Annotated in this window: 31 protein-coding genes; 5 read left to right on the top strand and 26 right to left on the bottom strand. The window is 35.8% G+C overall.

What is annotated here, in order from left to right:
• Positions 1-25: 25 nt before the first annotated feature.
• The 8 genes from Q0W25_RS06610 to Q0W25_RS06575 all read right to left on the bottom strand — a co-directional run bounded on the left by Q0W25_RS06610 (position 26) and on the right by Q0W25_RS06575 (position 7271).
• The gene (locus Q0W25_RS06610; RefSeq protein ID WP_298520445.1) at positions 26-1768 is read right to left on the bottom strand and encodes an ATP synthase subunit A; all 1743 of its coding nucleotides are present in this window, start codon (positions 1766-1768) and stop codon (positions 26-28) included.
• Positions 1765-2082 carry a V-type ATP synthase subunit F gene (locus Q0W25_RS06605; RefSeq protein WP_297825252.1) on the bottom strand — a complete coding sequence of 106 codons (318 nt, stop codon included), beginning with the start codon at positions 2080-2082 and terminating at the stop codon, positions 1765-1767. Before Q0W25_RS06605 ends, Q0W25_RS06610 begins: the two co-directional genes overlap by 4 nt.
• Positions 2079-3233, bottom strand: coding sequence for a V-type ATP synthase subunit C (locus Q0W25_RS06600; protein ID WP_297825255.1), 1155 nt, complete (start codon positions 3231-3233; stop codon positions 2079-2081). The genes Q0W25_RS06605 and Q0W25_RS06600 overlap by 4 nt, the downstream gene beginning before the upstream one ends.
• 16 nt (positions 3234-3249) lie before the next feature.
• Complete coding sequence (locus tag Q0W25_RS06595) at positions 3250-3861, bottom strand: V-type ATP synthase subunit E (protein WP_298520440.1); 612 nt, start codon at positions 3859-3861, stop codon at positions 3250-3252.
• A 13-nt stretch (positions 3862-3874) separates the two neighbouring features.
• Positions 3875-4360, bottom strand: a complete 486-nt coding sequence (locus Q0W25_RS06590; protein WP_067041004.1) for an ATP synthase subunit K — start codon at positions 4358-4360, stop codon at positions 3875-3877.
• 65 nt (positions 4361-4425) lie between these two features.
• A complete protein-coding gene (locus tag Q0W25_RS06585; RefSeq protein ID WP_298520437.1) occupies positions 4426-6429 on the bottom strand; it encodes a V-type ATP synthase subunit I in 2004 nt (667 codons plus the stop codon).
• Positions 6430-6440: 11 nt separating this feature from the next.
• Entirely contained in the window at positions 6441-6755 is a 315-nt protein-coding gene (locus tag Q0W25_RS06580) for a V-type ATP synthase subunit H (protein WP_297825265.1), read from the bottom strand.
• Between the two features lie 165 nt (positions 6756-6920).
• Entirely contained in the window at positions 6921-7271 is a 351-nt protein-coding gene (locus Q0W25_RS06575) for a hypothetical protein (protein WP_297825267.1), read from the bottom strand.
• A gap of 63 nt (positions 7272-7334) precedes the next feature.
• Here Q0W25_RS06575 and Q0W25_RS06570 point away from each other — a divergent pair, with 63 nt between their 5' ends.
• Entirely contained in the window at positions 7335-7664 is a 330-nt protein-coding gene (locus Q0W25_RS06570; protein ID WP_298520433.1) for a hypothetical protein, read from the top strand.
• Here Q0W25_RS06570 and Q0W25_RS06565 read toward each other — a convergent pair.
• The 11 genes from Q0W25_RS06565 to Q0W25_RS06515 all read right to left on the bottom strand — a co-directional run bounded on the left by Q0W25_RS06565 (position 7654) and on the right by Q0W25_RS06515 (position 17047).
• Positions 7654-7992, bottom strand: coding sequence for a hypothetical protein (locus tag Q0W25_RS06565; RefSeq protein WP_298520431.1), 339 nt, complete (start codon positions 7990-7992; stop codon positions 7654-7656). The two genes, Q0W25_RS06570 and Q0W25_RS06565, sit on opposite strands and share 11 nt — an antisense overlap.
• Position 7993: 1 nt before the next feature.
• Positions 7994-8503 carry a nitroreductase family protein gene (locus Q0W25_RS06560; protein ID WP_297825276.1) on the bottom strand — a complete coding sequence of 170 codons (510 nt, stop codon included), beginning with the start codon at positions 8501-8503 and terminating at the stop codon, positions 7994-7996.
• A 4-nt stretch (positions 8504-8507) separates the two neighbouring features.
• The gene (locus Q0W25_RS06555) at positions 8508-9302 is read right to left on the bottom strand and encodes a citryl-CoA lyase (RefSeq protein ID WP_298520427.1); all 795 of its coding nucleotides are present in this window, start codon (positions 9300-9302) and stop codon (positions 8508-8510) included.
• Between the two features lie 53 nt (positions 9303-9355).
• On the bottom strand, positions 9356-10228 hold the full coding sequence (locus Q0W25_RS06550; RefSeq protein WP_298520424.1) for a fumarate hydratase: 873 nt from the start codon (positions 10226-10228) through the stop codon (positions 9356-9358).
• Between the two features lie 4 nt (positions 10229-10232).
• Entirely contained in the window at positions 10233-11135 is a 903-nt protein-coding gene (locus Q0W25_RS06545) for a peptidase (RefSeq protein ID WP_298520421.1), read from the bottom strand.
• 5 nt (positions 11136-11140) lie between these two features.
• Positions 11141-12550 carry an MmgE/PrpD family protein gene (locus tag Q0W25_RS06540; protein ID WP_298520418.1) on the bottom strand — a complete coding sequence of 470 codons (1410 nt, stop codon included), beginning with the start codon at positions 12548-12550 and terminating at the stop codon, positions 11141-11143.
• A gap of 80 nt (positions 12551-12630) precedes the next feature.
• The gene (locus Q0W25_RS06535; RefSeq protein WP_298520415.1) at positions 12631-13122 is read right to left on the bottom strand and encodes a hypothetical protein; all 492 of its coding nucleotides are present in this window, start codon (positions 13120-13122) and stop codon (positions 12631-12633) included.
• Positions 13123-14001 carry a DUF3100 domain-containing protein gene (locus Q0W25_RS06530; RefSeq protein WP_298520412.1) on the bottom strand — a complete coding sequence of 293 codons (879 nt, stop codon included), beginning with the start codon at positions 13999-14001 and terminating at the stop codon, positions 13123-13125.
• 188 nt (positions 14002-14189) lie between these two features.
• Positions 14190-14678, bottom strand: coding sequence for a hypothetical protein (locus Q0W25_RS06525; protein WP_298520409.1), 489 nt, complete (start codon positions 14676-14678; stop codon positions 14190-14192).
• Position 14679: 1 nt separating this feature from the next.
• The gene (locus tag Q0W25_RS06520) at positions 14680-15585 is read right to left on the bottom strand and encodes a DUF3100 domain-containing protein (RefSeq protein ID WP_298520406.1); all 906 of its coding nucleotides are present in this window, start codon (positions 15583-15585) and stop codon (positions 14680-14682) included.
• 193 nt (positions 15586-15778) lie between these two features.
• Positions 15779-17047 carry a tRNA(Ile)(2)-agmatinylcytidine synthase gene (locus tag Q0W25_RS06515; RefSeq protein ID WP_298520403.1) on the bottom strand — a complete coding sequence of 423 codons (1269 nt, stop codon included), beginning with the start codon at positions 17045-17047 and terminating at the stop codon, positions 15779-15781.
• Positions 17048-17110: 63 nt separating this feature from the next.
• Between Q0W25_RS06515 and Q0W25_RS06510 the strand changes: the two genes are divergently transcribed.
• A complete protein-coding gene (locus tag Q0W25_RS06510; protein WP_297825304.1) occupies positions 17111-18049 on the top strand; it encodes a transcriptional regulator in 939 nt (312 codons plus the stop codon).
• Between the two features lie 9 nt (positions 18050-18058).
• The gene (locus Q0W25_RS06505) at positions 18059-18445 is read left to right on the top strand and encodes a hypothetical protein (protein ID WP_297825308.1); all 387 of its coding nucleotides are present in this window, start codon (positions 18059-18061) and stop codon (positions 18443-18445) included.
• Here the strand turns inward: Q0W25_RS06505 and Q0W25_RS06500 are convergent.
• Both Q0W25_RS06500 and Q0W25_RS06495 read right to left on the bottom strand, forming a co-directional pair.
• Entirely contained in the window at positions 18442-19236 is a 795-nt protein-coding gene (locus tag Q0W25_RS06500) for a hypothetical protein (RefSeq protein WP_298520399.1), read from the bottom strand. The two genes, Q0W25_RS06505 and Q0W25_RS06500, sit on opposite strands and share 4 nt — an antisense overlap.
• A gap of 7 nt (positions 19237-19243) precedes the next feature.
• A complete protein-coding gene (locus Q0W25_RS06495; protein ID WP_297825312.1) occupies positions 19244-19582 on the bottom strand; it encodes a heavy metal-binding domain-containing protein in 339 nt (112 codons plus the stop codon).
• Between the two features lie 182 nt (positions 19583-19764).
• Here Q0W25_RS06495 and serA point away from each other — a divergent pair, with 182 nt between their 5' ends.
• Positions 19765-21339, top strand: coding sequence for a phosphoglycerate dehydrogenase (gene serA, locus Q0W25_RS06490; protein WP_298520396.1), 1575 nt, complete (start codon positions 19765-19767; stop codon positions 21337-21339).
• 57 nt (positions 21340-21396) lie between these two features.
• Here serA and Q0W25_RS06485 read toward each other — a convergent pair whose 3' ends face one another.
• From Q0W25_RS06485 to Q0W25_RS06470, 4 genes are all read right to left on the bottom strand, one after another.
• Positions 21397-22068 (bottom strand): Mov34/MPN/PAD-1 family protein, encoded by a 672-nt coding sequence (locus tag Q0W25_RS06485; protein WP_298520393.1) that lies wholly within the window; start codon positions 22066-22068, stop codon positions 21397-21399.
• Positions 22065-22787 (bottom strand): tRNA(His) guanylyltransferase Thg1 family protein, encoded by a 723-nt coding sequence (locus Q0W25_RS06480; protein ID WP_298520390.1) that lies wholly within the window; start codon positions 22785-22787, stop codon positions 22065-22067. Before Q0W25_RS06480 ends, Q0W25_RS06485 begins: the two co-directional genes overlap by 4 nt.
• Positions 22787-23551 (bottom strand): aspartate dehydrogenase, encoded by a 765-nt coding sequence (locus tag Q0W25_RS06475; protein WP_298520387.1) that lies wholly within the window; start codon positions 23549-23551, stop codon positions 22787-22789. Before Q0W25_RS06475 ends, Q0W25_RS06480 begins: the two co-directional genes overlap by 1 nt.
• Positions 23552-23614: 63 nt before the next feature.
• A complete protein-coding gene (locus Q0W25_RS06470; protein ID WP_297825326.1) occupies positions 23615-24019 on the bottom strand; it encodes a PRC-barrel domain-containing protein in 405 nt (134 codons plus the stop codon).
• Positions 24020-24175: 156 nt separating this feature from the next.
• Here Q0W25_RS06470 and Q0W25_RS06465 point away from each other — a divergent pair, with 156 nt between their 5' ends.
• Positions 24176-24898 carry a tRNA-binding protein gene (locus Q0W25_RS06465; RefSeq protein ID WP_297825329.1) on the top strand — a complete coding sequence of 241 codons (723 nt, stop codon included), beginning with the start codon at positions 24176-24178 and terminating at the stop codon, positions 24896-24898.
• Positions 24899-24915: 17 nt separating this feature from the next.
• On the opposite strand, the gene Q0W25_RS06460 is transcribed toward Q0W25_RS06465, so the two are convergent.
• A partial coding sequence (locus Q0W25_RS06460; RefSeq protein ID WP_298520448.1) for an aldehyde dehydrogenase family protein occupies positions 24916-25065 on the bottom strand: 150 nt, incomplete at its 5' end.

Below are 25065 nucleotides of genomic sequence, written 5' to 3'. Positions count from 1 at the left end.
CTAGTTTTAATATTTGTATTCATTTTTAAGCCTCACTGCATTGTTTAGTAATTGCGGATTGAATTTCAGCAATTTTTGCATCAAATTCATCTTGGTGTATGTATTTCATTTTACCGATTTCTTCTTTAACAGGTAAGGATGCAATAGTTGCAATTGGTGCACCTCTGTTAACTGCTGCAAGAGATTCTTTGTAGAATAATAAAATTGTTTTTAACATTTGGTACTGTTTGGAAGGAGCACAGTATGTATCTACATCATCAAATGCGTTTTGCTGTAAGAAATCTTCTCTTAACATACGGGTAGTTTCTAAAGTAGCTTGGTCAGTTTCAGGTAATGCATCAGGACCAACTAATTGTACAATTTCTTGTAACTCTGATTCTTTTTGTAATAAACTCATAGCTTGGTCACGAGTTGCTCTCCAATCTGGAGCTACATTTTCAGCCCACCAGCCTTCAATACTGTCTACATATAAGGAATAACTTTGTAGCCAGTCGATTGAAGGGAAGTGACGTTTATCTGCAAGAGATGCGTCTAATGCCCAGAACACTTTACAGATACGTAATGTGTTTTGAGTAACAGGTTCGGATAAGTCCCCACCAGGAGGGGATACTGCACCAACTACAGAAATAGATGCTACTTTTGATTCTGTACCGATAGTTTCTACTCTTCCAGCTCTTTCGTAGAATTGAGCTAATCTGGATGCTAAGTATGCAGGGTAACCTTCTTCCCCAGGCATTTCTTCCAGCCTTCCTGAAATTTCCCTCATAGCTTCTGCCCATCTTGAAGTTGAGTCTGCCATGAGCGCTACGTCGTAACCTTGGTCACGGTAGTATTCAGCAATGGTAATACCAGTATATACACATGCTTCACGAGCTGCTACCGGCATGTTGGAAGTGTTTGCAATAAGAACAGTTCTGTCCATCAATGGGTTACCTGTTTTAGGGTCGTCGAGGAATGGGAATTCGGTAAGTACTTCAGTCATTTCGTTACCACGTTCTCCACATCCGATATATACAACGATGTCTGCATCTGCCCATTTAGCTAATTGTTGTTGTGTAACAGTTTTACCTGATCCGAAAGGACCTGGAATAGCTGCTGCCCCACCTTTAGCTACAGAGAAGAAAGTGTCTTGTGCTCTTTGACCGGTTACTAAAGGTATATCAGGGTCTAATTTTCTTACATATGGACGGCTTCTTTTTACAGGCCATTTTTGGAGCATTTGAACTTTTTGTCCTCCAACTTCAGCGATATCATCTAATACAGTGTATTCGCCTTCAGCTGCAATTTCGGTTACTTCACCTTCGAGTGCTGGAGGAACCATGATTTTGTGTAAAACTGCAGTGGTTTCTTGTACTTCTCCAAGAACGTCTCCAGCTTGTAAAACATCTCCGACTTTTGCTACTGGTTTGAAAGCCCATTTTTTCTCTTTGTTGATGGAATCTACATCAATACCCCTTGCAATGAAATCACCAGATGCTTCTCTGATGATTCTTAGAGGCCTTTGGATACCATCGTAAATAGAACTCATGATACCAGGACCAAGTTCTACGGACAATGCTCCACCAGTACATTCAACTACTTCACCCGGTTGGATACCGGCTGTTTCTTCATATACTTGGATAGTTGCGGTGTCACCTTCGAGCTCGATGATTTCTCCGATAAGCTTCTCGTCACCTACCCTAACCATCTCAAGCATCTGAGCCCCTCTCATACCATCTGCGACAATAACAGGCCCAGCAATCTTAATAATATTTCCTTCAATAATCATTTAACCATCTCTACCCCGATAACTCTTTTAATAAGGTCATTTATTTGATCAGATGATCCTTCTGAGGACCCATCTTTATCAGGTATTTCAATTATCATTGGTAAAACATCAGAACCAATTTTCCTATTAATATGTTCTCTTATTTCATTTGCCATTAACTGAGTAATGATAATAATTGAAATTTCGTCTTCTAAAAATTTATCAAAAGCTGCAATAGCTTCTTCAGGAGTATTTACTACTACTGCTTGTTTGACACCACCAAGTCTAAAACCTGAAACTGTGTCAATATCACCAATAATCGCTACTGAACTCATATTAACATCTCCATGATTTTAGAATTAGGGAAATCAACCTCTCTTTTTGCTCTTGCAATAATTTTTAAATTTTTAATTTCGCTTTCTTTTTGACTTAAATAACCAATAATTGGACCAATACCTAATGGTTTTTTAGATGCTAAAGATTTTGAATACTCGGAAGCATAAACGTCTAATGCTTTTTCGAATACTGCTACGGATCCTGTTTCGTTGTAAACAGGCACCACATCAGTCAATGCATCAGCATATTTAGTTCCTTCTAATCCGGAAATCACGTTTGTAACATCCGGAGATTCCATTAAATCTTTAAGTTTCCATTCACGTAATTGGTATCCTTCTTCTAATATATAAGGAGAGATTGCATCATAATCAAGGCCATCTTCTTTAGCCCTTATAATTAGTTTAAGATTAGATACATCAACTTGAGTTCCAACATATGAGTATAAAATTTGTTTATTTTCATCGGAAGGAACGTCAGTAGAACGTAATAATTTGCCTAAATAGTATTTATCTAAAGCAGATTCTAATGGAAGAATCATATTAGTATCTTCATACTGTGGAAGAGCATCTTCTAAAGCCTGTGCATATTCAGTGTTATCTAAACTTGTGACAATGTCAGTTACGTTTTCAGAATCGGCTAAAGATTCTAATTGAGGATATAAAGATCCGCAAGGTATCAATAATTCTTTAGTTTCATCTGGAGTGAGACCAACTTCTTTTGCGGTTAAAAGACTTTTGATATTATCGATATCGGTCTTTTTAGACATTACAACAAAAGGATCTTTAATGTCTTTTGGTGCTACTCTTGCAACGAAGTCATAAGTATTTGCACGTTCTACATCTAATGCTTTGTCAAGTGGATATTCATCTAAAACATCAGCGTATTCAGGAATACCTTTGAGATAATTTTCAACTTCTTCAACATTGTTGGTTTCAACAATTTCAGAAATTTGTTTTTCATCAAATAATCTTCCTTTTCTAGCTCTTACTCTTGCACTTGGGTTAAGATAAGGATAAATGTCCAAAATTGGTCTGGATGTAATGATTACAACTACTGCACCAACAATAAGCACTGCGAGTACACAGAATACCAAGAAAGTTTCTTGTGTAAGTCCTACAGAACTTATTAATGTAGCAATTTCATCTGCCATAATTTATCCTCCTAATTTATTTAAATAAAACGTTAGCAACTTCACTACGTAAGATACTTTTAAATCTTTCTAATCTAGCTTCAATAGTGTTATTTACTTCAATATCTCCATTACTTGTTTTTAAGATCGCTCCACCAATAACATCGATAGGTTCACCAACTTGGAATTTAATTCCATCTAATTCAAAAGTATTGTCTGAAGATATTTCCTGTTTAAGTTTGTTTGTGTCAGCTTCATTTAATTGAATAATTAAATCATCACTACCGATTTCATCAGCAGCCTCTTTAATCATTTTACTTAATGAATCTTCATAATCCGGACTTAATGAAGAAGCTTTTTCTTTTAATTCACCAGTTGCTTGATTGAAAGCAGCTTCGATGACTTCTTCTTTAGCCCCTAACTTTGCTCTACGAGCATTCATCTTAGCTTCAGAGATAATTTGCTGATATCTCATATCAGATTGTTTTTTACCATTGTCTAAAATTTTAAGTTTTTCTGCTTCTGCAGTTTTTTCAGCTTTTGCGGTAATTTCTGAAACGTTTGCGTTTGCATCTTGAATGATTACATCAGCTTTCTCTTGGGCTTCAGACATAATGCTTGAAACAATTTTATCTGTGCCTGAGCTCATATAAATTGCCTCCTTAACCTAAGATTCCACCGAATACCATAAGTAAAATAGCAATCAAGAAACCGTAAATAGCTTGTGTCTCTGGTAATGCAGAGAAAATAATACCACGAGCAAACATATCATTATCTTCTACAATTGCACCTACAGAGGATGCTGCTGCCATACCTTGTCCCATACCGGAACCTAAACCAGCAAATCCGATGGATGCTCCTACACCAATAGCTACAATACCTGCTTCAGTAGGTAATCCTTGTCCTCCTCCTAATAATCCGGAGAATACTAATAATAAGATTGCAACCAAGAAACCGTAAATAGCTTGTGTTTCTGGTAATGCAGAGAAAATAATACCTCTTGCAAACATGTCATTGTCTTCTGCAACTGCACCTACAGAACCAGCAGCTGCCATACCTTGTCCTAAACCGGAACCTAATCCAGCAAATCCAATTGCCACTCCAGCACCAATAGCTGCTAAAGCAGTACCTAAAGCAATTTCTGCCATATTTAATCACCTTTGAAATAATATTGATTTTTTAAATTTAATTTTAATATATTAATGAAAAATTTCTAATTTTTAAGTTTTGTAAATGTCCTTTTTGCTTTGAAAGCATCGAATTTACCTTTACCTTCCATGAAGAATTGTGAGAAGAACTCTACATAGTTAAGACGTAAAGCGTTAATAAATGCACCTAATACTTGGAAAGCGAAGTTTGCAATATGACCGAATATGAATATGAATATTGCAAGAACAATTCCAGCATATGGAACCATATTGTTTAACATTTGAGCTAAGATGTTTACTGTCATAGCAATACCACCAGTAGCTAAACATAATGCTAAAAGACGAGCGTAGGATAACACATCACCCATGTAACCGAAAATATCCATTACACCGTATGCACCATTAGCCCATACTAACATTCCGATAGTTGCAAGTATTAAAATTCCACCTAATACCATACCAATCATGCCGATTGCAGGCATCATGAATCCTAAAGCAAGTAAGATAATACCAGCTTCGAAAACAAACCAACAAATTTGAGAACCGATAGCATCTTTTACATTTCCGTATCTTAAGTTGTTAATTGCACCCAATATAAATCCGATATTGGTGTAAATAAGACCAACTCCGATAGCTATTAATAAAATAGTATCAGGGTGTACAAATGCTTCAACAGGAGCAAATACAGTTGGCAAACGGAAACCGGCTATTCTTTCAGGGAAGTCCCCAATGAAACCGTTGGTTAATAAACCTAGTATAACGGCCCACAGACCTGACCAGATTAAAATCCAACCGAATGAACGCATTGATTCTTTAACCTTACCTAATCCTCTTAATAATACAACACCAATAGCGGATACAACTAAACCATAAATTGCATCAGTTAAACAGAACCCGAAGAAGAATGGGAATGTAATTGCAACAAATATTGTTGGATCCATTGCATTGTAACGTACTGGAGCGTACATATCTACAAGGTATTCGAAAGGTTTTGCATACCATCCGTTTTGTTGTAAAACAGGAACATTTTCATCATCTGTACCTTCAACCTCTATTGTTTCAAAGGCACAATGTCCGTCAGAACTTTTTTCAACCAGTTGTTCAACTTTTTCTGTGTCTTTGACAGGCACCCATGCTTCAAGAACATAAGCGTCTTTAGTTTGAACAAAAGATGAAAGAATTTCGTTCTTTTCTTTTTCATTTTCTAGTTGTTCTTTGAGAGCCAATATCTCATCGTCCCATTGTTCAGCAACTGCCCTTAACTCTGTTTTTACAGCGGCACGTTCTGAATCAATAGTTAATAACCTGGAATCAGCTTTTGAAATAACATGTTGAGGAGTACCTTCAACATCACCTACTTCAATTTTCTCAAAGTCGAATTTACGAAGTGTTGAATAAACATCATCACTAAATTCTTTTAATGTTACTACAGTGATAATTTCTCCTTCCTTATCATCCATAGGAACAGTAAATACTTCTAATTCGTCTGTCAATTTACTTAATTCATTTTTGATTTCTGAAGCAGATTCAGCGTTAATCCTTCCAACAGTAGTAGAAGTGTACTTTGAATCTTTTAAAAGAGCTAAATCCATGTCAAAATTAGATAAACGTTTAGCCAAACTTTTATTAGACTGTAGTTCACTTGTTTCAGCGTCGAGTGCGGATAATTTACCTTCAATAACGCTTGTTTTACTTTCAACCTGGGCCAATGTATCTTCAGCTTTTTCAATAAAAGCAGGAGTATCTAATTTCTTGACTTCTTTTTGAACAGGCAAATCTGGACTAATAAAAGACATTAAAGTGTCTTTTAACCCATGGCCTTCTGATAAAGAATTTCCTAACAGTTCAGATATACCGTTTGTTTTCATGAGAAGTGAAGATAGTTTCCCAGTATAAGGAGTAGCTTTTGAAGGAGTTACTAGTTCCGCCAATTCAGGATCTTGCTGAATGCTTTCAGAAATATCACTGACTTGTATGAGTCCTGACTCGTGGAGAGCGTCCACTGTAGGAGCCACATACTTTTCCAGTGTAACAATTCTAATTTTACGCATTCTAGCTGTCTTGAACATATAAACTCACACTACAAAATATTTTTGACAATTATAGAAGCAGCTTCATCAACATTTGCCATAGCTTTGTCTTTTAAGGCTTTTACTTCACCTTTAGACTGCTCTGCAATTGATTGCGCTTCTTTTTTAGCTTTATCTTCTGCATCAAAAACAGTTTTTTTCGCTTCTTCTTCAGCTGCGACTTCAACTTCTGAAATGTATTCCTCAGCTTTTAATTTAGATTCAGCTATTAAGTCTTTTGATTGAGACTCGGAATCAACAATAAGTTGTTCAGCATCAGATTCAGCTTTTTTTATCATTGCGATTGCGTCTGATATCTCTGCCATAATTAATCACCATGGTGTATTTATTTTTATTAAGCAATATATATATCTTTTACGATTTAATATTAGTAAAAATAGCCAAAATTTGAAATAAGTTAAAAAAAAGTATTCAAAACAAAATATTAACATGAATAAAATAGATAAAAAAAAGAATAAAAAAGAAATAAGTTATTTATAGAACCATTTCAATATACTTGGCGGTAGTTTCTGTAAATAAGCTAAAATTGCTATTATTACAATAATCAAACCCACAATAAGAAGTTCTATGTTGTAGGGAAAATCCAATAGCATATACCCACTGACACCAATGACGATTCCTTCGAAAAAGAAAACCGCCTTTGTCCAGGAGGGGTTGAACATTATTATCAGGTATGCAATAGCTATCAAAATCAGAATGATTGCGGTTGCAATGACATCATTTGTTAAAGGCTGATGTCTTATTATTGGAGATATTCCCCATACGATTAGCATTACAGCCAACATTACTCCCAGTAATTTAAACATTTTAACATTTGCCATATTAAACACTACTCTTAATTTCAACTTCATAATATTTATATTATTCATTATAAAGGAATATGTATGGATAGAGCAGTATGGATTATATTAAACAAGGACTTTTCATTAACGTTGGACAGCGAAATCAAGGACAATAAAATAATCGATAAAAAGTTTTCGCCCGGAAGCGACATCTGGACCAATGAAATTCCTCACCTTGGCTTTAGTGATGAAGAAGTTCAAAAGTGCTATGATGACTTCGTGAATGACATAATAGCTCTCTTTACGGAACCTGACGTGGATAAGGTATTCATTGATGCGAAAATCGGTGAAGAATCCGAGTACGTCTATGCCAAAAGTCCGTTATTGATTAGAAAAATAGAAGAGTACAGCGTGGATGAAATCATAGAGTAGCATTTGCTTTTTCTAGAACCTCTTCCATGCTATTGAATTCTAGCCTTTCACCATTTTCCCCCACCTTTTCTGTTGTAATCAAAACATGAGGGGATGCCCAAAGATATGAATATGTGAAATAAGCCAGATTAATGAATAGAAAAAGTGCGGAAACCATCAATGCCAACACCAGGCAAACTCCCTGAATCAAGAGATTTCCGTATCTCCTTTTCCTCATCAATATGAAATTTTCATTTCCTTCAATGGTCTTGAATTTTTCTGCAGACAGTTCCATGGAAATCTCTTCCATTTCCTTTGAATTTTCTGCACCCAATATTAAAAGTTGCATTTTAATCCATGTAAACGACAAATTCGTCCAAATCCATTCTTGGAGTGTCTCTTGGTTCTGCATTGCCATAGCCTAATGGAGTGAACAATACCGGTTCCTCGTTTTCATCCAAGTTCAAGAATTTATGAGCTTTATATTTCTTAAATGCGCCAATATAACATGTGCCCAATCCAACATCGGTTGCTGCAAGAATCATATGGTCCATCACTATTGTTGCATCAATATCTGCAATATTTTTCTTATCCCATGGCCTGGTCCATGCCTTGTCCTTTAAAGCCACAACACATAATACATATGGAGCTTCGACAAACCATTTTGCGCCGTAAATTTCAGACAGCTCATCCTTGTATTTCTTGGTATCGATTACATAAACTTTAAAAGGTTGTGCATTGACACCTGTTGGAGCTATTGTAGCTGCTTTTAAGACATATTCTAGTTTTTCCTTTTCGACTTCCTTGTCCAGAAATCCTCTCATACTGTACCTTTCATTTATTACATCAATAAATTCCATGTTATCATCTACCTATATATTCTATGTCATCAAGATCGCAGAAACGTCTAAATTCCTCTTCTTCCATTTTTTCTTCATGAATATGTGCAATAATTCCAGGGACCCTTCCGATTATGAATACCCCTAGACCCAAATCAGGAGAAAATCCCAAATCTGACAATATTGCGGCATTTGCACCGTCAACATTGAGCCTAATTCCTTTCTTTTCATAAATCAAATCTTCAATTGCCAATGCCAACTTGATATGTGGACCAACAAATCCTTCCTTTATGACAAGTTCCATTAGTTTATCTGCACGGGGATCGACATCGTGATATCTGTGTCCAAAGCCAGGTATCTTTTTATTGCCGACATACTCATTATAAACATCAATAGCTAAGCTTGCAATTTGCCTGTTATCAAGGTCTGAATCCTCTGTTATGTACAATGAGCTGATTTTAGACTGGTACAATTCCATTGCCTTTTCAATGGCTCCCGCATGTTTATGCCCAAAGGACAGCAATGCCCCTGCAACAGCAGAATTCATAGGCGAATCTGAAGAAGCAATCAGACGTGCAGTTTGAGTGCTGGGTGGTGTGACTCCATGATCACAGAATGAAACCAATACATGGTTAAATATCTTCCCTTCCATAATGGTAGGTAATCTTCCCTTAAGAAGCAGGAAAACCATATCACTGTATCTAATCTTTTCAATCAGATCCCTTTGATTATATCCTCTTGTAACTATTTTATTTTCTTCCACTTTTGATACTGCGGTTCTTAGTGAATGAGGATTTACCTTAAAATTATTTTCCTTCATAATCTTTTTCCTTGTTTTATTGATTTAAATAAGATTTTGCTTAAATATAAATTTTACAACTTAAGAGTTGCAACTCTGGGTTCGACAAAGCAAGATGGCCTAACCGAAACTATCCTAACGCCGCTTGCCCTTTGATTTCCAATATTAACATATGACCCAAGTACGGTCGTTTTTCCACCGAAACCCAATGGACCAATGCCGGTTTCATTTAATTTTGATGTAACGAATTGCTCTATTTCACTTTGATTGTCCAGATTCCCATAGACAATGGATTTCAGCATAAGGGCTGTTGCCTCAAAATGCGTTCTTCCAATCCCAATTGATGGAATGGATGGGGTGCAACCCAACATTTTCAATGATTCACCAAGCCAGTCAATTGCAGTCCCAATTACATTATCAAAAGAACGCTGATGATAAACCCTGAATGTTTTCGCTCTTATTTCGGGTCCGCCGCCTTCCAGTAGAAAATGGATATTCAATGTATCTGGCGAGATGTCCCTTTTATAAGTCGATTCGTCATTTATTGTATCCAGCAAAATGGATGCCGGTTTAAGCATTCCCGGATTTTCATATAAACCTTTGGACTGCTCGATTCTTTCAATTTCATCACCTTTGACTGCCATTGGCCTTGCCGGAAGGTTATCCAAACCTAAAGCAATTCCTTCATGAATCTGATTTAAAAGCCCCCCTGTTATTTGCCTATTTTCCCCAATTTCAATAATTGCATGAGGAATTCCTGTATCATCACACAATGGAAAACCAGTATTTTCGGCGACTTTATAATTTTCCAAAATCTGTGACAGACACCAGGAAGCATTTTCATTGGTTTCCAAATCGATAGCCTTTTTTAAAGCCTTTAATTTATCATCAGATAAACAAGTTGATGCTTTGATGATTGATTTGGAAATCTCATTGACAATATCCATAAAATCACTCTGGAATTGATAAATAATTAGAATCAGTTGGTGATGCGACTGCATCAGGCAAATAAGTATCAATTACTCTTTTAACTAATTTAACTTGCTTTATGCGAGCAATTGCCTCTTTTTCTGTAGTGTCCCAATTATGATTTGTTGCAACAGACCCTCCTGTTTTTAAGTAAACCGGAGCCGCCACCCGGATGAAGTCGGGCACTTCGTAATGTCTTATGAATCCTCCCGTGGATTTAGGGTTTTCAGTGTGCAAATCAATCGGAATATCAATGGCATTTCTAATTGCCGCAATCATAGGAATCTGCAAATCGCGAACAGGATTTAGAGAATTGAGACCTATACCCTCCAGCAATTTAGCAGAAGCCGGATTTGAATGGCCTGCATGAGCGGATAATTTAAAGTGAACATTTAACGGAATTTCACCTGCCTTTTTCATTTTATTTAAAGTCCACAACAATCCTTCATCATATAGCAATATTCCCCTAACGCCTAACCTGCAAGCTCTCTTAACGTCTTCTATAGCATAAACCAGATTATCATAGCCACGTAACCTATAGCCTATTCTGCTTCCTTCTTTAGTATGGACTGTTGCTGAGGTATCATAAGTTGCTCTTGGACCCACTGCCAAAAATAGCTCGCAACCGTAAGTAATTGCCAAGCTGACCATTTTTTCAATTTCCTCATCAGTCAACATCATTATTCCTTTGGTTTGAGTGACCCTGTGTATGAAAATGTTATTTTTTACTGATTCTTTTAAAAGGGCATTCATGGTGTTTGGAGATTGAATTCCCGGAACTTCAAAACGATACTGTCCTCCATCCTTGAATCGTTTTTCTGATTGAAAATCTTTGCTAGTGTCTTCAATACCGATTTCTTTAAGAAATTCTTTTGTTTCATCCATATTATCTACCCATTTAATTTTTTGACAACATAGCCCATTGAATACTCTTCCAATGAATCGATTACAGTTAAATTTTTGACATCATAAATAGGATTTAAGAGCTTGAACTTGTCAATCAGTTCCCTTAACTGGAAAGGATTTTCGAAATCACCTTTCGGAAGCATCGTAATGTTCTGGAAAATTCCGTTTCTAAATGATTCATCCAATTTGATTACAACATTAGACGGCCGTTTATCAGGATATAGCTCATTTAACTTGTCATCCGAAAGGACGACCATTTTGCTTGCTATTTCCTTTATGCTGTTTACAACATCCACAGTTGAATAATTCTCTAAAAGACCATAATCTATTAACTGGTTTAGTCTATCGACACTGACTTCTCCGACAACAAGAGAGATTGCTACTGCATAAGGCAAGCTTTGCTTAAGCTCTTCCATGTTCTTCGGATTGAAATTATTGTGTTCTGCTGCAATCTCATAAGTCTTAACTGCTACATTTTCAATGTGAGTATATTCATCTCCTATGCTGGCCTTAAGCTTTAATGCAGTGTCGATTGAAGAATGGATATGTCTGCAAAATGGATATTTCTTAAAGTAAATGTCTCTCACTCTGACCTTTCCCACATCCTTCAGAGCATCTTCCAATGAGAAATTTTCCATAGTGTAATCAGTATTGTCAAAAACCATTGTTTTTAGAAATCCTTCATTGCCTTCAAAGATAGTGCCACTACCTGTAAATCCATTTCTTGCCAAAAGGGCGGAGAGCAATCCGTTGTATGCTGCTTTTCCAGCATGCAATGCCTTGCCCATAGATCCCCCATGGTCGGATTCCAAAAGTCCTGCAGCCTGTGTTCCACATAAACCCAATGCGTTTAATGTCTGTTCCTCATCTAGGTCCAATAGCTTAGAGGCGACTGCCCCTGCAATGAATGTGCCTATGGTACCGGTTGTGTGGAATCCCTTATTCCTATGTTCAGGATTTACTATTTTACCCAATAGAATCCCAACTTCATATCCTACCATTACGCCTTCCAGGAATTCCCTTCCGCTTAGGTTATATGATTCGCTAATGGCCAGTGCAGTCGGAAAAATTACTGCCCCCAAATGAATCTGTGCGCCTCTGTGGCCATCATCCAATTCAAGCACATGAGCTGAAACGGCATTTAAAAATGCTGCGCTTAATATGTCGGTTTTAACATTTTTACCAATGACTGTGGCGTTTAAATTCAAATTGGAAATTCCAAAAAATATTTCCTCAACTGTATTGTATGCAATTTTTGAAGCTTCTTCACCCACTCCTCTGTAGGTTACTCCAAAAAAGTCCAAAAAAGCAGCCTTAACGGTAGTGATGGATTCTACAGTTGCCTGTTCATAGCGATAGTTTGAAATAAATCTAGAAATATTTTGTAAAAACATAAAACACCTATCATTAATATATGTAAAAAGTAGTATTAAATAGTTAACTTACAAGGAAAAACAATTTTACAAAATAAACCTTAAACTGCTGGAACACCAGTGGCGACCAATACGATGTGCGCTACAATAGCCGCACCATAATAAGTTGCTGCGATGACCAGAATAGTAATAACAATGGCTCTCCAACCTAAAGCCTTAAATTCGTCCCAGCTTTTACCCATTCCAATACCAACATAAGCCAAGAATACTGTAACGATAGATAAAAGCTCTACATGAGAAACATAATAAAGCACTGTTTGAGAGGTAGGCATTCCAGGAAATGCAAGAATAATGCCCATTACACTTATGTAAAGAATGGAAGATATGTTGAATGGAAGTTCCCTTTCCAGCCAAACACCAACAAGTGTAATTAAAGACAGAATACACATTCCAATAAATGAATCACCTATAGGGTGTTTATAACCTAAATAGTTACCTATTACAGTAATAATTGAAAAAATCAGCAGCAGCAAGATCCAATTGAAAATACCGTGCACTGAAACATTTTCAGACCCGTCGATAAAATCAGGCATCTAATCATCCTCCTTAGTTTTTACAATCGAATCCCTTCCAATTTTAGGTTCAAACCAGTTATACATTTTTTCGGTTAACGGAAGTGCAACGAATATTACAATGTAAATTCCGACACAGAATGAAAGCAAGTTACTGAATCCTGCAAATGCCTCAATTTGAGTTTCCATTCCCGGAAACGCGGCAAGAGTCGGTCCGATGGCAGCAGCATTCATACTTGCACTGCCCACACCACTGGCCATAGCAAATGCGTACGGATGCAGAGGCAAGAAGGATAATGAAAAGGTAACTAGGAAACTGATAAATATTGTACCGATTACGGTTCCGATAATGAAAATTGCAAATACTCCTCTTGATTCGGGAGAATTGAAACCATATTTATCAACTACAACAGCTACATTCGGTTCCCTTCCTATTGAATTGGTCATACCAATGGATTCCTTTTTAAATCCTAAAAGCAAAGCAATAGGGAGAACTAAAATGGTTGCCAAATGCCCTAATTCCTGCAAGATTAATGCCGGACCCATATCAAAAATCAAAGCTATTGATTGACCACTGGAAACAGCCAATTTTGCAATCAAAACACCAATAAAAAGCATCATCGCTCCTTCAGCGATACGAGCCTGCTTTCTATGAATCCACTTGATAGGTTTCACCAAATAGAAAGCCAAGCCTAAAATAATAGTATAAATAAGCGGCATTATTGTAATCTTAACATCATGTGAAAGTGGAATGGTTATTGTGCCTATTAATTCAGCAATAACTACTAAAACTAGAACTGTACCATGTAATCTGACATCTTTCCATGGATTTTTCCTTAAAATCCTTCTATCCGTTTTTTCACGATAAATGTGCTCAACTTGCCCATCATTATCTCTCATCGGAATAAAAACCCACTCCCGATTAAATATGAAAAGTATTTATAAATACCACTAAAGTATATTATAATTTACCTAAAACATATTATATAAATTAATAACATTTATTTTTCAAAAATTCACAAAATAAGAATAAAAATTTATAAAAAATATAATTGTTTTTCACCTAATAGGAAATAAAATAAATGAGATTAAACTGGAACACCAGTCAAAACAAGGATTATATGAGCCACAATAGCTGACCCCAAATATGTTGAAGCGATTACGAGAATTGTAACAATCACCGCTCTCCAACCAAGGGCTTTGAATTCATTCCAACTTTTTCCCATACCAATACCGACATAAGCCAAAAATACTGTCACTATAGATAGAAGTTCAACTTGAGAGACATAGTGAAGAACAAAACTTGATGTTGGCATTATAGGAAGAGCAATGATGATTCCTATTACGCTGATATAAATAATTGAAGAAATATTAAGTGGAAGCTTTCTTTCCATCCAAACTCCAATTAATGTTATGAGTGACAAAATGCCCATACCCACTAAAGAATCTCCAATAGGATGCTCATACCCAATATAATTTCCTATGCAAGTTATAACAGAAAAGATAGCCAATAAAAGAATCCAATTGAAAATACCATGGACAGATACATTTTCAGATCCGTCAATAAGCTCGACCATTTTATTCACCCCCATCCTCATCTATTATTGCATCTCTTCCAATTTTCGGCTCCAGAATGGAATATAACTTTTCGCATAAAGGAATTGCAATGAATATTACAATGTAAATTCCAACTGAAAATGAAAGCAGATTACTAAATCCTGCGAATGCCTCAATTTGAGTTTCCAATGCAGGAAATGCGGCGAGAGTAGGTCCGAGGGAAGCAGCATTCATACTGGCACTTCCAACACCACTTGCCATAGCAAATGCAAATGGGTGCAAAGGCAATAAAGATACGGAAATGCTGGTTAAAAAACTAATAAATACTGTTCCAATTATTGTTCCGACAATGAACAATGCAAATATTCCTCTTGCTTCAGGAGAGTTGAATCCATATTTATCAACAACGACAGCAACTTCAGGTTCACGTCCAATGGAGTTTGTCATACCTATTGTTTCTCTTTTAAATCCTAAAAGCAATGCAACAGGAAGTGCAATCAGGATTGTTGCCAAGTGCCCCAATTCCTGCAGCATCAATGCGGGACCCATCTGAAAGATCAAATGAATTGATTGACCACTGGAAACAGCCAATTTTGCAATCAAAACACCAATAAAAAGCATCATCGCCCCTTCAGCGACACGAGCCTGTTTTCTTTGAATCCATGTAATCGGCTTTGCCAAATAAAATATCAAACCTAAAACCATCGTATACAACAACGGCATTATTGAAACAGAAACACTTTTTGATAGATTAATTTCAATTGGTCCGATTAACTCGGCAATTATCACTAAAACAAGTACTGAAATATGTAAACCATAATCCTTCCAAGGATTTTTCTTCAAAATACGCTTATCAGTTTTATTACGATATATATGTTGAACATCTGTCGTTGAATCATCATTGTTTGAAATAATACCCTCTCCCACCCAACACAATAAATGTGCTAATTAAATCTATCTTTCAAACAACCAGTATATAAATTAATAGGATTTGGTTCTCAAAAGTTCAACAAACACGAATAAAAATAGTTAAAAAATGACAATTATTTCACAAAAAGTGAACATTAATATTTGAATAAAAATTATTTAAATTTAAAAATACAAACAATATATCTTTTATTTAAAATAAATCCATTCTACAGAGCGGTTTTGACAAATGGCGTCTTGCAGAAACCGGTGTTTCGTAAAACCAACCATTTTTTAAATTACGCTTGATTTTAATAGGAACTTTTTCACTGGATTTAATTTTATTTCCACATTTCTTGCATTTGAAACCCTTGTTTTTTCCAGCGGAGGTCATGGTTTTTCCACATTCGCATATCGGATTTCTATATTCCACATCATTTAGTTTAACAACCTGAAACTTTTCTATGTTAAAAGTATTTTGCTCTCCAATACCGCCGAAGACCCTTACAATATCACCAGGCTTCAAATGTGAGACAATTTTTCTGAAATCTTTTGTTGGCTCATATGCTCCGCATTCGATTTCGCCGGACTCATCACAAATATAAAAGAACATGTGGCCCCCATCAATGATTTTAGGCCTGTTTTTGACTTTTCCCACGACTTCATAACATCCGAATTGCCTCATTTCAGCTATACTATTAGCCTTTTGAATATGCATGTCGGTGTGCTGATTTGTCTTGAAGATACACCAATCGACAATCGGTTCTGAAACTTCAACAATGTCCTTTGCACGGTAAAGCGCTTCAACTGCATTTGACCTGATTCCATATAAAACAGGACAAGGTGTTTTAGGCTCTATTGCAATATAATCTTCAGAATAATCAATGTTCTCGAAAGTGTCAGGGAATGTCTCCTTATCCATCATATAAACAGAATCATAATCAATCCGCCTTTTGGTTCCGTAATTTTCAGAGCTTCTATAAGCCAATAGCTCATAAGTAAAATCATCCAAAGGCAAGCTGATGGCCGCAATTGATCCGATTATTCCCCTTCCCTTTTTGAATTTATGGATTTCACAACCGACTGATTTTCCGAATTCCTCGGCCTCCTTGATAGTGATGAATTCATAAATTGCCCTGAAAGCATAATCTTCCATTTCAGATGTTATCTCCCCCTCATAAAAGATTACGCCAGGATTCGTATTGTCACAATCAAACATGGAAAGCTTTTTAACTTCATCCAAAACAATCTGCTTTGCCAAACTGACTTTATTGTCATTTGATATTTTTAGACTGACCCCCCCATTGCCCCGTGTCTTGAATCGGGCGAATGGGTTTAATCTGATTAATTTTGGATAATCCAACAATTCAATGCCGTTATCCTCAAGCCTGTTGATTATCTGACTTGCCAGATATGTTGTGCACATTCCATCCGGAGAGTCAGTGTCATCAATTCCAATGTGTAAAATATTAATTATAATCACCTTAAAGTATAACAATATATTATTAGTTAAAACAATATATAGTTTAAACAAGAGGTATTTAATATGTTAACTCGAAGCCAGCTGCTGAAAAATATTGAAAGCCTGTTAAGGTCTCAAGGTTATAAAACATCCGATATTTATGACCAAGGATCCTTTGATATTGTAGCTCGCAAAAACCTGCTGATTCTTCTTTTAAAAACATTTCAAAATATAGACAGCATTAATGAACGCAATGCTTATGAAATGAAACAGCTATCCAACATATTCCTTGCTTCACCAATCATCATCGGCGAAAAATCAAGAAACGGATATCTGGAAGAGGGAGTAATCTATGAAAGGTATGACATTCCAGCCATTGGCTTTGACACCTTGAAAAACATGATTCTTTACAATGAATATCCTGAAATCCTGGCAGACAGAGGAGGATATTTTGTTAAAATCGACGGGAACGTTATAAAGCAATACAGAGAGGAATATTCACTTTCCCTAAAGGATTTGGCAGACCTTGCCCATGTATCCCGGGCTACAATGTACAAATATGAAAATGAAATCGTTCGCGCAAACACTGAAACCGCAATGATACTTGAAGAAATCCTGAATACAAAAGTCACTTTAGACATCGACTTATTAAAACAACCTCAAAAAGAAGAAATTGAATATAACAGCAGCGATGATACTCTTGATTTATCAAAACTAGGTTATGGAGTAGTTTCAACCAATAAAAGCCCATTTGATGCGGTCGCTAAAATGAAAAGTTCAGAAAAGGAATCCCCATTAATTGCAAATGTTGAAAAAAACAGGACTGAAAAAACCTTAAAAAGAATGGCCATTCCTTTAAAAGATTTATCAATGGTTACAACTTCAGAACCTGTGTTTATAATTAATAACGAGAAAATAAAAGAATCTATTGGAACCATACCCGTAATCAAATCATGGGAATTGAAGGAATTCGAAAATTCAAAAGAATTGCTGAAAATGATTAGAGAAAGAAAGGAAAATTAATGTGATAAAATGGAAAATTTACAAATTACCGAAATGGAAAATTATCCAATAAAATGGGTTTGCAACTATGCTGGCCAAAAAGCCATTGGAATCTGTGGAAAAACACAAAAAATAGCCATGTTCGCATCCGACGAAAGAGTTTCAAGAATACTGGACGACATCGTGATTGGAACAGATGAAACCCAAGAGGGATACGGTTGTGAAGAAAAGGACAGGTGCTGCAATTTTGAATGCGAACTGTGCGAAATCTCTCCAAGGCAATACCTGCAGATTACCGGCAAAAAGCCATCAAATAAAAATATTACAGATTTAATCAATGGATTGAAAATACTTAATGAAACACTTGAAGAGGACAAGTTAGTTCCTTTTGAAGAATATGAAGTAATCAAATTCTAATATTGCTTCAAAAGGGAGAAATCCTCTTTTGCTTCATCGACACTTGCAACTCCCAAACTGATTAAATCTATATAATCAATCTTTTTGAAAAATTCAAATACGTCCCTAGGTTTTAAAACGCCTGCCGCCAAAATACGAGTAGCTATCACTTTTTTATCCAAATCTATTAATTTTTGCTCAAATTCTTTCCTTTGAGATGGATTGAAAGCGCTTATGTCCATCATATATGATAATGAATTGAATGGAATCATGTAAAAATCAAATAAGTCCAAATCTAGATTATCCTTAATTAAATCTGCTGTTTTTGAAGGAAATGCACTCACAAGACCTGAAAGCGCCCCAGTATTGTTAATTTCAGACAGGATTTTTGAAATTAATTTCCAGTCATGACCATCAGTGATGAATTCGTCGACAAGCATCAAAGGACAGTCATATTTGCTGAACAGCTCGATATCATCATCCCAATCAACTTCTTTTGCTACATCATAATTCGGATTTAAATAATCGACATCACTTTTTCCGATTGTCGCTATTACTTTCATTTCACAGCCATTTTCCTTAGCGATATCATAAGCTTCAAGTAACTTTGAGTCATTTACCAAGTTAATAGCTCGAATTCCTTGATTGTAAGCTTCAATGATGATATTTGCAGTATTCTGCGGATTGTCATACAAATCAATCTGATACAGCCTGGATCTATGGCCAAAATAAAGTTCAGCCATAAATGGACCATAACCTAATATTGTTTGAGGTATTGATTCACCTTTAAATTCCAGGTTGTCAAAAAACATGTTATCACTATTCTTTTTCAACTACAACAGCGGTTCCATAAACAAGAATTTCTTGCATTACATCGGATATTTCGTTTGAATCGAATCTGATTGCAACAATTCCGTTTGCGCCTAACTCTTTTGCATGTTGGATTGCCCTGTGCAACGCTTCTTCCCTTGACTCTTCCATCATTTTAACATATTGGGTGATTTCACCACCAAAGAGAGATTTGATACCTGCTCCGATTTGTCCTCCAGCACCCCTACTTCTGACAGTTAAACCGTAAATAAATCCTTTTGTCTCTACAATCCTGAATCCTGGAATATCGTTTGCAGTTGATATAGGAAACTCTTGTACTGATACCATAATATCTTCTCCTTAAATTTTTTATGGATGATAACATCCTCGCTAATAATTATTTGATTTATCTTATTAAAATATTGTTGAAATATAATATTTAATGAAATTATAAATATAATAAAAAATAGATATTTAACTAATATTTATTATTAAATATTCTTTCTAAAAACAATTATTATGGTGAAAATATGAAAGTGCTTATTGCTGATGCTATTAACGAAAAGGGTATTGAAAATTTAAAGGAAGTAGCTGAAGTTGTTGTAGATACCAGCATCACTCCTGAAGAATTAGCAGATACCATTCATGAATATGACGGAATCGTAGTTCGAAGTAGAACTAAACTTACCGCAGACCTTATCCAAAAAGCGGACAACATGAAAATTATTGCAAGAGCGGGTGTTGGAGTAGACAACATTGACCTCGATGCAGCAACCGAAAAAGGTATTATGGTTGTGAACTCACCTGAATCAACTTCCATTACCGTTGCAGAACATACAATGGGACTTTTACTCACAATGGCTCGCAAATTAGCTATTGCGGATAAATCTGTAAAAGAAGGCAAATGGGAAAAGAAAAAGTTCATGGGTGTTGAACTTAGAAACAAAACCCTAGGTGTAATTGGAATGGGTAGAATCGGTTCCCAAGTAGTGAACAGATGCAAAGCATTCGAAATGGAAGCTATGGCTTACGATCCATACTTGCCTGAAGAAGTCGCAAAACAAATGGGTGTTGAATTGACCGATTTAGAAACCGTATTGAAAAACGCCGACTTCATTACAATTCACGTACCTCTTACTCCTGAAACCAAACACTTGATTTCCACAGAAGAGTTTGAAACAATGAAAGACACAGCATTCATTACCAATTGTGCTCGTGGTGGAATCATCGATGAAGAGGCATTATACGATGCATTAGCCAATGACAAAATTGGTGGAGCGGCATTAGACGTATACGAAGACGAACCACCAGCAGAAGACTCAAAATTATTTGAACTGGACAATATAGTATTGACTCCACACATAGCTGCTTCAACTAAAGAAGCACAAAGAGATGCAGCTATCATTGTCGCTGATGAGATTATCGACTTATTCAAAGGCGGAACCCCTAAAAACGTATTGAATATGCCTCGCATTGATCACAAAACTTACCAGGAAGTATCTCCATACTTGAGTTTATGTGAAAAATTAGGCAGTTTCATATCCCAAGCAGTAAACGGTAAAATCAAAGAAATCGAAATTGTTTACAGTGGAGAATTATCTGAAATCGACAATTTGGAAATCTTAACAAGGACCGTTATTCAAGGTGCTGTAAATCCTTTCTTAAGTTCCCCTGTAAATGCAGTAAATGCTTCACTTGTAGCTAAAGACAGAGGAATAAGCATTACTGAAGGAAGAAAAAACAATGCAAAAGGATATGACTCATTAATCAAAGTTACCGCTAAAAGTGCAGAAGACATGTTCTCTGCTGAAGGAACCATCCTTCACGAAGAAAGAATATTGAAAGTAAACGATTATTGGGTAGATGTTATTCCTGAAGGACACATGTTCATTGCAAAATATGAGGATGTCCCTGGAAGCATCGGTAAAATAGGAACCAAATTAGGCGAACATGGCGTAAACATTGGAATTATGCAAGTTGGAAGAGATGAAAAAGGCGGAAGAGCCATCATGATTTTAACTTTGGACAAAGAAATTCCACAAAGCGTCATAAAAGAAATCCAAGCTTTAGACAATGTTTATGAAGCTATTGGACTTGACTTATAAATAAAAAACGATTTTCACCATATTGTTTTTTATTTTTTTACTTTTTTTAAAAAAAAACTATTTTTTAAATTCCCTTGACACCCTTTTAACTGTGCCGTCAGGATTGATTTCGATTCTTATGACCTGATTATGGCCGTTCATTTGACTTTTCTCAAATTCCTCATAATGATTAGCCGGCTCCTCATCAAGAGTCTTGAAAAATTCATCATCATCTTCATCGAAAAAACCAGGTGTGAATTCATCATCCTCTTTTAAAACATCATCTTCATCGAAAAAATCATTGTCGGTATCTTCAACCAAATAGCCATAATCCCCCAAAGTATAATCTAAATGATTTCCGTAACGATCATAAGCTTTAAATGTTTCAACTGAGTAAGGCAAACATACTATCATGTGAAAATAGCCGTTTCTTGAGAAAGTCATCAAATCTGCATCAGATGGGCTTGCACTTGGACCTGGGTGTGAATGGACGGATCCGAAGTATTTGGTATTCATTGGAATGAGTTCCGTGTGAACAACAGCTCCAGTTTCACATGTTTCTCCGGGAAGGAATATCAAACCTGTGATATAAAGAACCTTATCTTTTATCTGGCCATCGAAAAATGCTAAAAATTCATTCGGATATGCTTTTTTTGAGTAGTATATTACGGAATCTAAAACTTCACGGTCAACCCGAACCTCATTAAATTCCTCTTCATCATTTCCGAATATTTTTGAAATGAAACTCATTTTATCACATTAATTTCCTTAAAGAAGTCTTCGTTGAATATCGGTAATTTCCAGTCCACATATATGAAGCTTCTGTAGGATGTTTGTTGCTTATTCTTTTTTTTATTGAAACCAGTGACTTTTTTATTTTTCCTATACACTCCCACGCCACGTTTTTTGTAAGTTTCAACATCGTTTAAGTTAATCCCATTTTCAAACAATAATTCATGGACATCACTTAAGTTCATACCATTTATTTTATCGTTTGCCTCATCATTCGAATACTTTGATTTGAGGTAAAAAATGCCATGGGAATTTACACAATTTCTCCATGATTCGTCCTGTCTCCATTTAAAATATTTCAAAATGTCCTCATCGCTTATTGGAATAATCCTCGAATCGAATGCGGGAGGCTTTTTAAACTCGGCACCATAATTCATGGCAAAGGAACTTGCTGCGAAACTGGCTATTACTGAGTTGATTTTTTCAACTCGGCCATCGAATGGGATATGGTCAAAAAGCAAGCTTATCTCATCTGAAAAAGTATAAACAAAAAGCGGTGAGAATTCTTTAAATAGGCCTGTGCAAACATCAGACATTACTTTGCAAAAATCCTCATCATATGGCTTATTTAAATTCAAATCTTTAGATAGCTGATGAAAACTTCTACCATCTAACCTGACAATTATTTTAGAATTTTTAGGAACTTTCAAAGATGAATAAACTTCATATTCCTTCATTACATTCCCACACTAATAGTTTCGTTAAAACTCTTAAGCAATCTGATTGCAGATAGTGCTGCCAACATGCTTGTTTTTGGATTGGCTGAACATGGATAGTTCATGGTTATTGTTTTGAATTCACCAAAGTCCCCTTTGGCTGTGATTTCATGAACATTCCTGTCAACATTAGGATCTACAATTATCTTTACATCTATATCCTTATTGCAGGCAAGGCTGATGGTTGCTGCAACATTAATGTTTAATGGAAATTCCTTAACCGCTTCGGATGCCTTTCCTTCAAACAATACCTCTTCAACATCAATGTCCTTTCCAAGAGATTTAGGGGATTTGCGAGTTACGAGAGTTACTTCCTTCAAACCAAATTTGGCAACCGCTTTTATTCCATCCAAACCAACTACAGCACCTGACGGCAAATGAATCTTGGCACCATTTTCCTTAGCTATAGATAGGATTTCAGTATAAAATTCCTTATCCATAAACGCACCAATGCTCATAATAATCATGTCAATGCCCTGTTTCAAAACTTTTGGTGCGAAATACTTGACGGAATCAGGTGAAGCGCATTCTAAAACTAAATCGACATCGTTTAACATTTCATCAAAGTGAAGTACTGCCACGCCCCCGGCTAATGATGCTAAATTCTCAGCTCTTTCAATATCCTTATCAAAGAAATATGCTATATCAATACCGTTATCTTCCGGGACAATGCTGCTGGCAATGAGATTGGCAATAGCTCCACAGCCTATAATTCCTACTTTCATAAAAATCACACTAAATATTGAATCTAAATAAAAATAAATAAAAAAAGAATTGGGAAAGATTATCTATAATCTTTCAGCATCGAATTGAACTTGAGTTTCTTTTTGTGGTTGAGTTTCAGGTTGAGTTGGAGCCACACCTTCAGGAATTTGTGGTTCAGGAATTACTTTTTTGATATCCCTCGGATTGATTAACATAATGTCTCCAATTGCTTGAACTTTATCAAAGTCCACAGTTAATAAGTCACTTTGGAAAGATCTCATATTATTTTCTTCAGGAACTTCTCCACGAATGCTTCCTAAAAATGAATTAACCAAACCTGCCGGTTTTCTTTCTTGTTCAATTGCTCTTACTTGTAATTTTGAAATGGTTCCTAATCTAATGTTAAGAACAACATCTTCGACACGACCCACATAATGTCCAGTGTTTGTATAAATATCTAAACTGCGTAATTTTGAAACTTCTACCATTTTTACACCACAATAATAATTAATAAATATGTATAAATTTATTTTATTGTTAATATAAATAGTTTATGTTTTTTAAAGTTTAAAATCGCCTTATTTACAAAAAACTTATAAAATTATAAAACAAAAATATAATTTAGACAAAAAAGAGGACTTGAAATGTGGGATACAACCAAAGATTATAGAATTTTAGTGGCAAGTAAAGCAAGAGAAAATTACTTGAATCTTATTCCTACAGCTTCCTTTAGAGGAAGTTGGAATAAAAAACAAGCTATTGACTTAGGAAAACAAATGAACAGTGATTTTCAATCATTAACATATTCTTATTTGGAAGGAGATGAATTGACTAATTCTCCAGATGTTGCGGCTTTAAAAGAAAAAGGTTTAAAGATTATAGAATGTTTAGGTGGTCCTGACTGGAATAAAAAATTTTTAAGCAATGCTCCGAAAGAAGATAGGGAAAAAACCCAAGAAAACATTGCAAAAGTGAGATTCTTTTTGGACACAATTATCGGTTTGAAAGACCGTTTGGCTTTAGGTCCGATCAATGACCCTATCATGGGTGTTGACATCAAGGTCGGAGAAGTGATGAGCGTCACAAAGCATCCTAAAAACGATAATCTTTTAATCTGCAATGTTAATTTAGGAAAACGCGCAATTACTGTCGTCACCAATGATATGAACGTCAAAGACGATAACAAGGTTGGAGTTTCCCTGCTTCCACCCCAATCATTCAGTGACATTGTAAGCGAAGGAATGTTCCTTGGAATGGGAGGAAGCATCCTCAAGGATGTTGACGGAGACCTTGGAGCCATGCCCAAAGGAATTCCAATGGAATCATTAAATGAAACACGTAACCTTGTGGAAAATTATTTAAAATAATTTCCATAACTTATTTTTTATCTTAAATTCAATCCAATCAATTTTGTTTTTGTCATCTCTTCGACAGAATATTTAATTCCTTCTTTTCCAACGCCGCTGCTTTTGAATCCTCCAAACGGCATGTTGTCTGTCCTGAAAGTGGATTGCTTATTTACAAATACTGTTCC

Origin of the sequence: uncultured Methanobrevibacter sp. (assembly GCF_947166415.1) — an archaeon.
In the GTDB taxonomy this organism is placed as follows: Archaea; Methanobacteriota; Methanobacteria; order Methanobacteriales; family Methanobacteriaceae; genus Methanocatella.
Note: the sequence above shows the minus strand (reverse complement) of the source record. Positions and strands in the feature narration are given on the sequence as shown.

Excerpts from the sequence above, each read along its gene's own strand:
- Q0W25_RS06530 (WP_298520412.1), bottom strand. The coding sequence starts at position 14,001 with ATGAGAGATAATGATGGGCAAGTTGAGCACATTTATCGTGAAAAAACG.
- Q0W25_RS06495 (WP_297825312.1), bottom strand. The coding sequence starts at position 19,582 with ATGGTATCAGTACAAGAGTTTCCTATATCAACTGCAAACGATATTCCA.
- Q0W25_RS06500 (WP_298520399.1), bottom strand. The coding sequence starts at position 19,236 with ATGTTTTTTGACAACCTGGAATTTAAAGGTGAATCAATACCTCAAACA.
- Q0W25_RS06550 (WP_298520424.1), bottom strand. The coding sequence starts at position 10,228 with ATGGATATTGTCAATGAGATTTCCAAATCAATCATCAAAGCATCAACT.
- Q0W25_RS06485 (WP_298520393.1), bottom strand. The coding sequence starts at position 22,068 with ATGAGTTTCATTTCAAAAATATTCGGAAATGATGAAGAGGAATTTAAT.
- Q0W25_RS06610 (WP_298520445.1), bottom strand. The coding sequence starts at position 1,768 with ATGATTATTGAAGGAAATATTATTAAGATTGCTGGGCCTGTTATTGTC.
- Q0W25_RS06475 (WP_298520387.1), bottom strand. The coding sequence starts at position 23,551 with ATGAAAGTAGGAATTATAGGCTGTGGAGCTATTGCCAATCTCATTGCC.
- Q0W25_RS06590 (WP_067041004.1), bottom strand. The coding sequence starts at position 4,360 with ATGGCAGAAATTGCTTTAGGTACTGCTTTAGCAGCTATTGGTGCTGGA.
- Q0W25_RS06525 (WP_298520409.1), bottom strand. The coding sequence starts at position 14,678 with ATGGTCGAGCTTATTGACGGATCTGAAAATGTATCTGTCCATGGTATT.
- Q0W25_RS06480 (WP_298520390.1), bottom strand. The coding sequence starts at position 22,787 with ATGAAGGAATATGAAGTTTATTCATCTTTGAAAGTTCCTAAAAATTCT.
- Q0W25_RS06575 (WP_297825267.1), bottom strand. The coding sequence starts at position 7,271 with ATGGCAAATGTTAAAATGTTTAAATTACTGGGAGTAATGTTGGCTGTA.
- Q0W25_RS06555 (WP_298520427.1), bottom strand. The coding sequence starts at position 9,302 with ATGAAGGAAAATAATTTTAAGGTAAATCCTCATTCACTAAGAACCGCA.
- Q0W25_RS06535 (WP_298520415.1), bottom strand. The coding sequence starts at position 13,122 with ATGCCTGATTTTATCGACGGGTCTGAAAATGTTTCAGTGCACGGTATT.
- Q0W25_RS06570 (WP_298520433.1), top strand. The coding sequence starts at position 7,335 with ATGGATAGAGCAGTATGGATTATATTAAACAAGGACTTTTCATTAACG.
- Q0W25_RS06465 (WP_297825329.1), top strand. The coding sequence starts at position 24,176 with ATGTGGGATACAACCAAAGATTATAGAATTTTAGTGGCAAGTAAAGCA.
- Q0W25_RS06510 (WP_297825304.1), top strand. The coding sequence starts at position 17,111 with ATGTTAACTCGAAGCCAGCTGCTGAAAAATATTGAAAGCCTGTTAAGG.
- Q0W25_RS06565 (WP_298520431.1), bottom strand. The coding sequence starts at position 7,992 with ATGCAACTTTTAATATTGGGTGCAGAAAATTCAAAGGAAATGGAAGAG.
- Q0W25_RS06470 (WP_297825326.1), bottom strand. The coding sequence starts at position 24,019 with ATGGTAGAAGTTTCAAAATTACGCAGTTTAGATATTTATACAAACACT.
- serA (WP_298520396.1), top strand. The coding sequence starts at position 19,765 with ATGAAAGTGCTTATTGCTGATGCTATTAACGAAAAGGGTATTGAAAAT.
- Q0W25_RS06605 (WP_297825252.1), bottom strand. The coding sequence starts at position 2,082 with ATGAGTTCAGTAGCGATTATTGGTGATATTGACACAGTTTCAGGTTTT.
- Q0W25_RS06560 (WP_297825276.1), bottom strand. The coding sequence starts at position 8,503 with ATGGAATTTATTGATGTAATAAATGAAAGGTACAGTATGAGAGGATTT.
- Q0W25_RS06545 (WP_298520421.1), bottom strand. The coding sequence starts at position 11,135 with ATGGATGAAACAAAAGAATTTCTTAAAGAAATCGGTATTGAAGACACT.
- Q0W25_RS06595 (WP_298520440.1), bottom strand. The coding sequence starts at position 3,861 with ATGAGCTCAGGCACAGATAAAATTGTTTCAAGCATTATGTCTGAAGCC.
- Q0W25_RS06600 (WP_297825255.1), bottom strand. The coding sequence starts at position 3,233 with ATGGCAGATGAAATTGCTACATTAATAAGTTCTGTAGGACTTACACAA.
- Q0W25_RS06505 (WP_297825308.1), top strand. The coding sequence starts at position 18,059 with ATGGAAAATTTACAAATTACCGAAATGGAAAATTATCCAATAAAATGG.
- Q0W25_RS06540 (WP_298520418.1), bottom strand. The coding sequence starts at position 12,550 with ATGTTTTTACAAAATATTTCTAGATTTATTTCAAACTATCGCTATGAA.
- Q0W25_RS06585 (WP_298520437.1), bottom strand. The coding sequence starts at position 6,429 with ATGTTCAAGACAGCTAGAATGCGTAAAATTAGAATTGTTACACTGGAA.
- Q0W25_RS06580 (WP_297825265.1), bottom strand. The coding sequence starts at position 6,755 with ATGGCAGAGATATCAGACGCAATCGCAATGATAAAAAAAGCTGAATCT.